At 57.4% G+C, this 7,375-nt stretch carries 6 protein-coding genes and 4 pseudogenes; 4 read left to right on the plus strand and 6 right to left on the minus strand.

Features of this window, described 5'->3' with window-relative positions; genetic code table 11:
- Positions 1-218: 218 nt before the first annotated feature.
- Entirely contained in the window at positions 219-671 is a 453-nt protein-coding gene (locus ACWNCF_RS05355) for a hypothetical protein (protein ID WP_449406307.1), read from the minus strand.
- Between ACWNCF_RS05355 and ACWNCF_RS05360 the strand changes: the two genes are divergently transcribed.
- From ACWNCF_RS05360 to ACWNCF_RS05370, 3 genes are read left to right on the plus strand one after another with little or no spacing between them, the layout of a single operon-like run.
- The gene (locus tag ACWNCF_RS05360) at positions 585-2,024 is read left to right on the plus strand and encodes a type I restriction enzyme subunit R domain-containing protein (protein ID WP_449406305.1); all 1,440 of its coding nucleotides are present in this window, start codon (positions 585-587) and stop codon (positions 2,022-2,024) included. The two genes, ACWNCF_RS05355 and ACWNCF_RS05360, sit on opposite strands and share 87 nt — an antisense overlap.
- Positions 2,024-2,392 carry a YgjP-like metallopeptidase domain-containing protein gene (locus ACWNCF_RS05365; protein ID WP_449406302.1) on the plus strand — a complete coding sequence of 123 codons (369 nt, stop codon included), beginning with the start codon at positions 2,024-2,026 and terminating at the stop codon, positions 2,390-2,392. Before ACWNCF_RS05360 ends, ACWNCF_RS05365 begins: the two co-directional genes overlap by 1 nt.
- 4 nt (positions 2,393-2,396) lie before the next feature.
- Positions 2,397-2,771, plus strand: a complete 375-nt coding sequence (locus tag ACWNCF_RS05370) for a M48 family metallopeptidase (protein WP_449406306.1) — start codon at positions 2,397-2,399, stop codon at positions 2,769-2,771.
- A 7-nt stretch (positions 2,772-2,778) separates the two neighbouring features.
- Here ACWNCF_RS05370 and ACWNCF_RS05375 read toward each other — a convergent pair.
- The 4 genes and pseudogenes from ACWNCF_RS05375 to ACWNCF_RS05390 all read right to left on the minus strand — a co-directional run.
- A pseudogene (locus ACWNCF_RS05375) lies at positions 2,779-2,943 on the minus strand (IS3 family transposase); the annotation flags it as partial.
- 41 nt (positions 2,944-2,984) lie between these two features.
- Positions 2,985-4,237: pseudogene (locus ACWNCF_RS05380) on the minus strand (IS256 family transposase).
- A gap of 72 nt (positions 4,238-4,309) precedes the next feature.
- Positions 4,310-4,462: pseudogene (locus ACWNCF_RS05385) on the minus strand (IS3 family transposase); the annotation flags it as partial.
- A 16-nt stretch (positions 4,463-4,478) separates the two neighbouring features.
- Positions 4,479-5,546, minus strand: coding sequence for an IS110 family transposase (locus ACWNCF_RS05390; RefSeq protein WP_449406303.1), 1,068 nt, complete (start codon positions 5,544-5,546; stop codon positions 4,479-4,481).
- A gap of 86 nt (positions 5,547-5,632) precedes the next feature.
- On the opposite strand from ACWNCF_RS05390, the pseudogene ACWNCF_RS05395 reads away from it, so the two are divergent.
- Positions 5,633-6,714 (plus strand): annotated as a pseudogene (locus tag ACWNCF_RS05395) (IS110 family transposase).
- A gap of 156 nt (positions 6,715-6,870) precedes the next feature.
- On the opposite strand, the gene ACWNCF_RS05400 reads toward ACWNCF_RS05395, so the two are convergent.
- Positions 6,871-7,086 carry a hypothetical protein gene (locus ACWNCF_RS05400; protein WP_449406304.1) on the minus strand — a complete coding sequence of 72 codons (216 nt, stop codon included), beginning with the start codon at positions 7,084-7,086 and terminating at the stop codon, positions 6,871-6,873.
- Between the last annotated feature and the right edge of the window lie 289 nt (positions 7,087-7,375).

The raw sequence follows: 7,375 nt of genomic DNA on the forward strand, positions 1-7,375 counted from the left end.
CTTTCCAGTCCGCCGGCGCCTTCTCACGAATAGCTTTGTCCAGCATCAGCGCCAAGGCTAGCATTCGTCCGCCATATGGCGCCGCGGGTTCCGCCACAGTGTTCTCCGGCACAGCGGCCAGGATGCTAGGCAAGTTGTTGTACAGGACTGCCGCCTCCTTATTGCCTTGAAGTGCGGCCGGTAACGTGTTGCTGTCTTGGCCGTGACTGCCCAGCTTTTTAGCCGAAAGCTTCGGCGTTCTTCAAGAACTCCTCATAGCTCTCTGTATCGTCTCGCTTCTGCTTGATCAGGTCTTCCAGCAGCTTTGACATCTGTTCATAGAACTTCGGATCAGTCAACTCGTCACGGATAATATTCTTGCGGACGTTGTTGATAATACCTTCCGCAATCGCGTTGCGCGATAGCTTGCCCTTCTCGTTGAGTTTCTTGGCAATCGCATCGTGGATGCCTGTTTCGATGATCAGCTCGGTCAAGGACAGCGAACTCAAGTCACCCAGCAAGTCCGCCGGGTCGGCCTGGATGTAGGTGTTGATGAGGTGGCGCATGTCCGCCTCAAAAGGCTTAATGTCCAGTTCCTCTCCAGAGTGGTTCTTGATCGCGGCGCGCACCTCGCTGTAAAAGGCCGTCTCCTTCTCGAAGGTCTCGATCTGTTTGACACCTACACCCAGCATGTTCTGAAGGGGGGCCAGACCACCACCCAGTATGAGACAGAGATGAAGCACCGCCTCATCAAGGAACCGGCGAACCTCAAACTACTGATCGTGGTGAGCAAGCTGCTGACCGGCTTCGATGCGCCCAGCTGCACATACATCTACCTGGACAACGAGCTGCGCTACGACAACCTGTTTCAGGCCATCTGCCGCACAAATCGACTGGACGGCGAGGACAAGGACTACGGTTACATCGTCGACTACAAGGAATTGTTCAGCAAAGTGCAGAACGCGATTGCAGTCTACACCTCGGATGAGCTGGACACGGAGACCTGCGGCGACGACAGCAACGTGATCGTCAAGGACTGGCGCGACGAGGGCAAGGCCAAGCTCGATGCGGCACGCGAGGCGCTGATCTACCTTTGCGCGCCGGTCAAGCAACCGCAGGGCATCGAGCAGCACATTCACTATTTCTGCGGCAGTGTGGCAGATGCAGCCGCGCTGAACGACACCGAGCCGCTGCGCATTGCCTTCTACAAGGCTGTGGCGGCCTATGTGCGCGCCTATGCGGACTTGGCACAGAACTTGGATGAGGCGGGCTACAGCGCGAAACAGATCGAGACCTTCGAGAAGGAGACGGCCTTTTACAGCGAGGTGCGCGCCGCGATCAAGAACCACTCTGGAGAGGAACTGGACATTAAGCCTTTTGAGGCGGACATGCGCCACCTCATCAACACCTACATCCAGGCCGACCCGGCGGACTTGCTGGGTGACTTGAGTTCGCTGTCCTTGACCGAGCTGATCATCGAAACAGGCATCCACGATGCGATTGCCAAGAAACTCAACGAGAAGGGCAAGCTATCGCGCAACGCGATTGCGGAAGGTATTATCAACAACGTCCGCAAGAATATTATCCGTGACGAGTTGACTGATCCGAAGTTCTATGAACAGATGTCAAAGCTGCTGGAAGACCTGATCAAGCAGAAGCGAGACGATACAGAGAGCTATGAGGAGTTCTTGAAGAACGCCGAAGCTTTGGCTAAAAAGCTGGGCAGTCACGGCCAAGACAGCAACACGTTACCGGCCGCACTTCAAGGCAATAAGGAGGCGGCAGTCCTGTACAACAACTTGCCTAGCATCCTGGCCGCTGTGCCGGAGAACACTGTGGCGGAACCCGCGGCGCCATATGGCGACGAATACTTAGCCTTGGCGCTGATGCTGGACAAAGCTATTCGTGAGAAGGCGCCGGCGGACTGGAAAGGTGACTCTGCGCGGGAGGCCCAAGTGCTGAATGCCATCTATCCGATCATGAAGAAGAACAAGGCTGCCACCCTGGCCATATTCGAGATCATCAAGAACCAGCCAGGATACTGATGAGCGAAGAGATTGTCTTGGGGGCGTTAAGGATCGAATTGATCCGCAAAGGCGTAAAAAACGTACACCTCACCGTGCATCCGCCAGATGGGCGAGTCACCCTAGTAACGCCGCAAGGCATCCGTACGGAGGTGGCGCGTGCGTATGCGATCTCCAAACTTGCGTGGATTCGCCAGCAGCAAGAAACACTCAAGGCCCAGGCTCGCGAGACACCACGCGAGTTTCGTGAGCGAGAGAGCCACGAGCTATGGGGCCGTAGGCATCTGATGACTGTAGTGGAAGCTGACGTGAAGCCCTTCGTCAAATTGGACCACAAGCGCATCACGCTTTCCGTGCGCCCCGGGCACGATTTGGCGAAACGGTGCTGAGGTGATGCACGCTTGGCACAAATCCCTGCTGCATGCCTTGGTGCCGCAGCTGATAGCCAAATGGGAGCCCATATTGGGTGTGCACGTCGCAGGCTACTTCCTACAACGCATGAAGACGAAGTGGGGCAGTTGCAATCACCGTGCAGGCAACATTCGTCTGAACACTGAATTGGTGAAGAAGCCCAAGGATCTTGTTGAGTATGTCGTGGTGCATGAGATGCTTCACCTGCTTGAGCCGACACACAACGAGCGCTTTGTCACGTTGCTTGACCAGCACTGGCCGCGCTGGCGCGAGTCACGTGTTGAGCTAAATGCACTGCCTCTAGGGGACCAAAGTTGGGGAAAGTTAACCGCCCCGGCTTTCGTGGAGGCCGGTTAGTGCGAAGTCAGACCGGGAGGGCCTGACTACTCAACTGCTCGTAATAGTTTGCCTCAGCTTCTGCCGGTGGTATATAGCCGAGTGGTTCAAGCAGACGGTGGTGGTTGAACCAGGAAACCCATTCCAGCGTAGCCAATTCAACGGCTTCACGCGTTTTCCAAGGGGCGCGGCGGACCTGTCAGAAATTCTGTGTGCGGGGCCAGAATTTCGTAGTTAGGTAATCGCGTTTGTGAAGCGTTCGCCGAACATAATGGCGAACTGGTTAGCGGCCTGCTTCCAGGTACGCTGCGGCATCTTCCAGTCTTTCTCGATATTGCGCAATGCCAGGAAGAGTAATTTGGTCGCAGCGTCGTCGCTGGGGAAATGGCCGCGGTTCTTTACGATCTTACGCAGGCGCATATGCAAACTTTCAATGGCATTTGTTGTGTAGATGATCGTGCGCACCTCGGGAGGGTACGCAAAGAAAGGGATCACCTGCTGCCATTGGCGTCGCCACATCGCCGCCACGGTCGGGAATTTGGTGCCCCATGGGCCCGTCGCAAACGCGTCGAGCGCCGCTTCAGCCAGATCGGCGTTAGCAGCCTGATAGACGGGTTTCAAGGCCGCAGCCAGTTCCTTGCGGTCCTTCCAGGCCGCCAGCGTCGTCGAATTGCGGATCAGGTGCACGATGCACGTCTGGATCTGCGCCTGAGGATAGACTGCCTCGATGGCTTCGGGGAAGCCGCGCAAGCCATCCACGACAGCGATCAGGATATCGTCCAGTCCGGCGGTTCTTCAACTCGTTGAAAACCTTCAGCCAGAACTTGGCCCCTTCGGTCTGCTCGATCCACAATCCGCAGCACTTCCTTTCGGCCATCAACGCGAATGCCCAGGGCCAGATACACAGCCTTGTTTTTGACGGTGCCTTCGCCCCGGATTTTCAGGCGCAGCGCATCGAAGTAGACGATCGGGTACATCGCTTCGAGCGGCCGCTGCTGCCATTGCGTGACCTCTTCAAGCACCTCGTCGGTGATAGTGGAAATCAGATCCGGCGACACCTGCGTACCGTACAGCTCCAGCAGATGTCCCTGGATTTCGCGCACGCTCATTCCGCGCGCGTACATGCTGATGACGTGATCGTCGAAGCCCGGCATGCGCCGTTGATGTTCGGCGACCAGCTTGGGCTCGAAGCTCGACAAGCGATCGCGCGGAATGTCCAGGTTGAGCTCGCCGCCCGGCGTCAGCACTTTCTTCGGACTGCTGCCGTTACGGTGGTTCTTGCTGTCTTCGCCTTCGCTAGCCAAATGATGGCTCAGCTCGGCCGTCAACATGCGCTCGGCCAGCATCTTCTTGAGCTGCCCGGCCAAGCCGGATTCGCCGAGGATCGATTCGGCGTCCTTGTTCTCAACCTGGGCCAGCAACTGGTCGATCAGCTCAACCGAGAACGGGTACGCAGCTTTCTGTTTCTTGGGCTTTTTGGTGGTCATCACTTCGGTCATAGAACAGTCCTTTCGGCATTATTTCATGACCCCGTTCCACACAGAAAATCTGACAGGCTCGGCGCGGCGGTGGATCAACTCGGCCTTGTAAAGTCCGTTAATGGTCTCGGCCAGGGCATTATCATAGCTGTCGCCTTTGCTTCCCACAGACGGCTCGATGCCGGCTTCTGCCAGGCGTTCGCTGTACGTTATCGACACATATTGCGAGCCCCTGACGCCCTTCTAAGTGTCAAGTGGCGATTTTGGTTGCGTTGATTTCATGTTGCCGTCGTTGGATGATGTAGAAGACTTCGCGGGCGATGTAACGTTTGAGACATCGGAGCGCTTCGAGCTTGGAATGCCCTTCGTTGAGCCGTTTTTCGACGTAAGCCTTTGTCCGGGCATCGGTCCGCAAGCGGCCGATCGCAATAATGTGCAGTGCGCTGTTCGCGGCCCGATCGCCGCCACGGTTCAAGCGATGCCTGCATACCTTTCCCGAAGATGCAGGTACCGGGCTGACGCCGCATAAGGCAGCAAAGCTGGCTTCCGATTGCAGGCGTCCACTGTTGTCGCCTGCCGTCAGTAATAGCTGTGCCGCCGATTCGTATCCAATGGAGTTGCGCGCGATGAGTTCCGGCGCAAGTTCATCCACGAGCTTGGCAATCATGACGTCCAGATCCGCGATCTCGTCATGTAGTTCCAGGTAGCGCCGCCCCAGGGACTTGAGTGCGATCCGATAAGCAGATGTCAAGTTTCGGTAATCAGAAAGGTCAGGGCGCCAGGCTGCAAGCGTCCGTACCAGCTGCATACGGGTCATCGTACGCAGCGACTCCCGAAGTTCGTCCGGTGCGCTAACGATGGTATTTTGAATGAGCTGCAGGGCAACCCGGCGGGCGGCAACTGCCGTCTTACGGCAGACCTTCAGTACCCGCAACGACTCGACCATGCCGTCGCGCGTCTTGGGCGTGACGGTCCGCACCTGGGCAAATGCTGCATGAGCGGCGTTCTCCGCGTCGATCGTATCGTCTTTGCCTCGCTTGCGGCGATCATGTTTATCTGGTGCCGTCACTTCCAGCACGGCTACGCCAGCATGCTGCAGATAACGAAGCAAACCGGCGCCATAGGTTCCGGTGCATTCGACACCGATTCGAGCAAGCTCGCCGAAAGAACCAAGCCAGGCCAACATCTGCTTGTACCCGTGACGCGTCGTTGGAAAGCACTGGTTGGCCAAGACGCGATCCTGGTCATCCACTACCGCTGCAAAATGCAGGTCTTTGTGGGTATCCACACCACCGACCACAATCCGTTGCTCATCCATGGCCTGCCGCTCCTTTAGGTAGAAGTTAGCGATTCCGCCACTACGAATACCTGGACAGCCGGAGTGAAGCGACAGAGCGTCAGGCCATGGATGAGCAACGGATTGTGGTCGGTGGTGTGGATACCCACAAAGACCTGCATTTGCAGCGGTAGTGGATGACCAGGATCGCGTCTTCGGCCAACCAGTGCTTTGCCAACGACGCGTCACGGGTACAAGCAGATGCTGGCCTCGGCTTGGTTCTTTCGGCGAGCTTGTCGAATCAGTGTCGAATGCACCGGAACCTATGGCGCGGGTTTGCTTCGTTATCTGCAGGCGTGCTGGCGTAGCCGTGCTGGAAGTGACGGCGCCAGATAAACATGATCGCCGCAAGCGAGGCAAAGACGATACGATCGACGCGGAGAACGCCGCTCATGCAGCGCTTGCCAGGTGCGGACCGTCACGCCCAAGACGCGCGACGATGGTCGAGTCGTTGCGGGTACTGAAGGTCTGCCGTAAGACGGCAGCTGCCGCCGCGGGTTGCCCTGCAGCTCATTCAAAATGCCCGTCGTTAGCGCCGCGGACGAACTTCGGGGAGTCGCTGCGTACGATGACCCGTATGCAGCTGGTACGGACGCTTGCAGCCTGGCGCCTGACCTTTCTGATTACCGAAACTTGACGTCTCCTTATCGGATCGCGCTCAAGTCCCTGGGCGGCGCTACCTGGAACTGCATGACGAGATCCGCGACGTCATGATTGCCAAGCTCGTGGATGAACTTGCGCGGAACTCATCGCGCGCAACTCCATTGGATACGAATCGGCGGCACACGACGGCAGGCGACAACAGTGGACGCCTGCAATCGGAAGCCAGCTTTGCTCCTTATGCGGCGTCAGCCCGGTCACGTCTTCGGGAAAGGTATGCAGGCATCGCTTGAACCGTGGCGGCGATCGGGGCCGACAGCGCACTGCACATTATTGCGATCAGCCGCTTGCGGAGCTGATGCCCGGACGGCTTACGTCGAAAAACGGCTCACGAAGGGCATTCCGAGCTCGAAGCGCTCCGATGCTCTCAAACGTTGCATCGCCCGCGAAGTCTGCATACATCCAACAACGGCAACATGAAATCAACGCAACCAAAATCGCCACTTTGACACTTAGAAGGGCGTCGGGGCTCGCGAATATGTGCCGATAACGTACAGCGAACCCTGGCAGAAGCCGGCACCATACTGGGAGGCAAAGGCGACAGCCTATGATAATGCCCTGGCCGAACCGTGACAAGAAGCTACGAGGCCGAGTTGATCCACCGCCGCGCCCCGGGGCCTGTCAGATTTTCTGTGTGGAGACGGGGTCATGAAAATAATGCCGGAAAAGGAGCTGTTCTATGACCGAAGATGATGACCACCAAAAAGCCCGAGAACGGAAAGCTGCAAAATACCCGTTCTCGGTTGAGCTGAGAAGTCGAGCAGTTCTGGCCCAGGTTGAGAACAAGGACGCCGAATCGAATTCTCGGCGAATCCGGCTTCCGGGCCGGGCAGCTCGAGAAGATGCTGGCCGAGCGCAGCATTGAGCGCCGAGCTGAGCCGTCGTTTGGCTAGCGAAGGCGAAGACAAGCAAGAAGCCGTAACGGCGGCGTGCGAAGAAAGTGCTAAGACGGCCGGGCGGCGAGCTGCAACCTGGACATCCCGCGCGATCGCTTGTCGAGCTCTCGAGCCCAAGCTGGTCGCCGAACATCAACGGCGCATGCCGGGCTCCGACGATCACGTCATAGTTACACCGCGCGGAATGAGCGTGCGCGAATCCAGGACATAGGTGCTGGATAGTGAATTAACTCCTCGTTTTTGACACCACGATCG

It is taken from the genome of Massilia phosphatilytica (genome assembly GCF_977014125.1).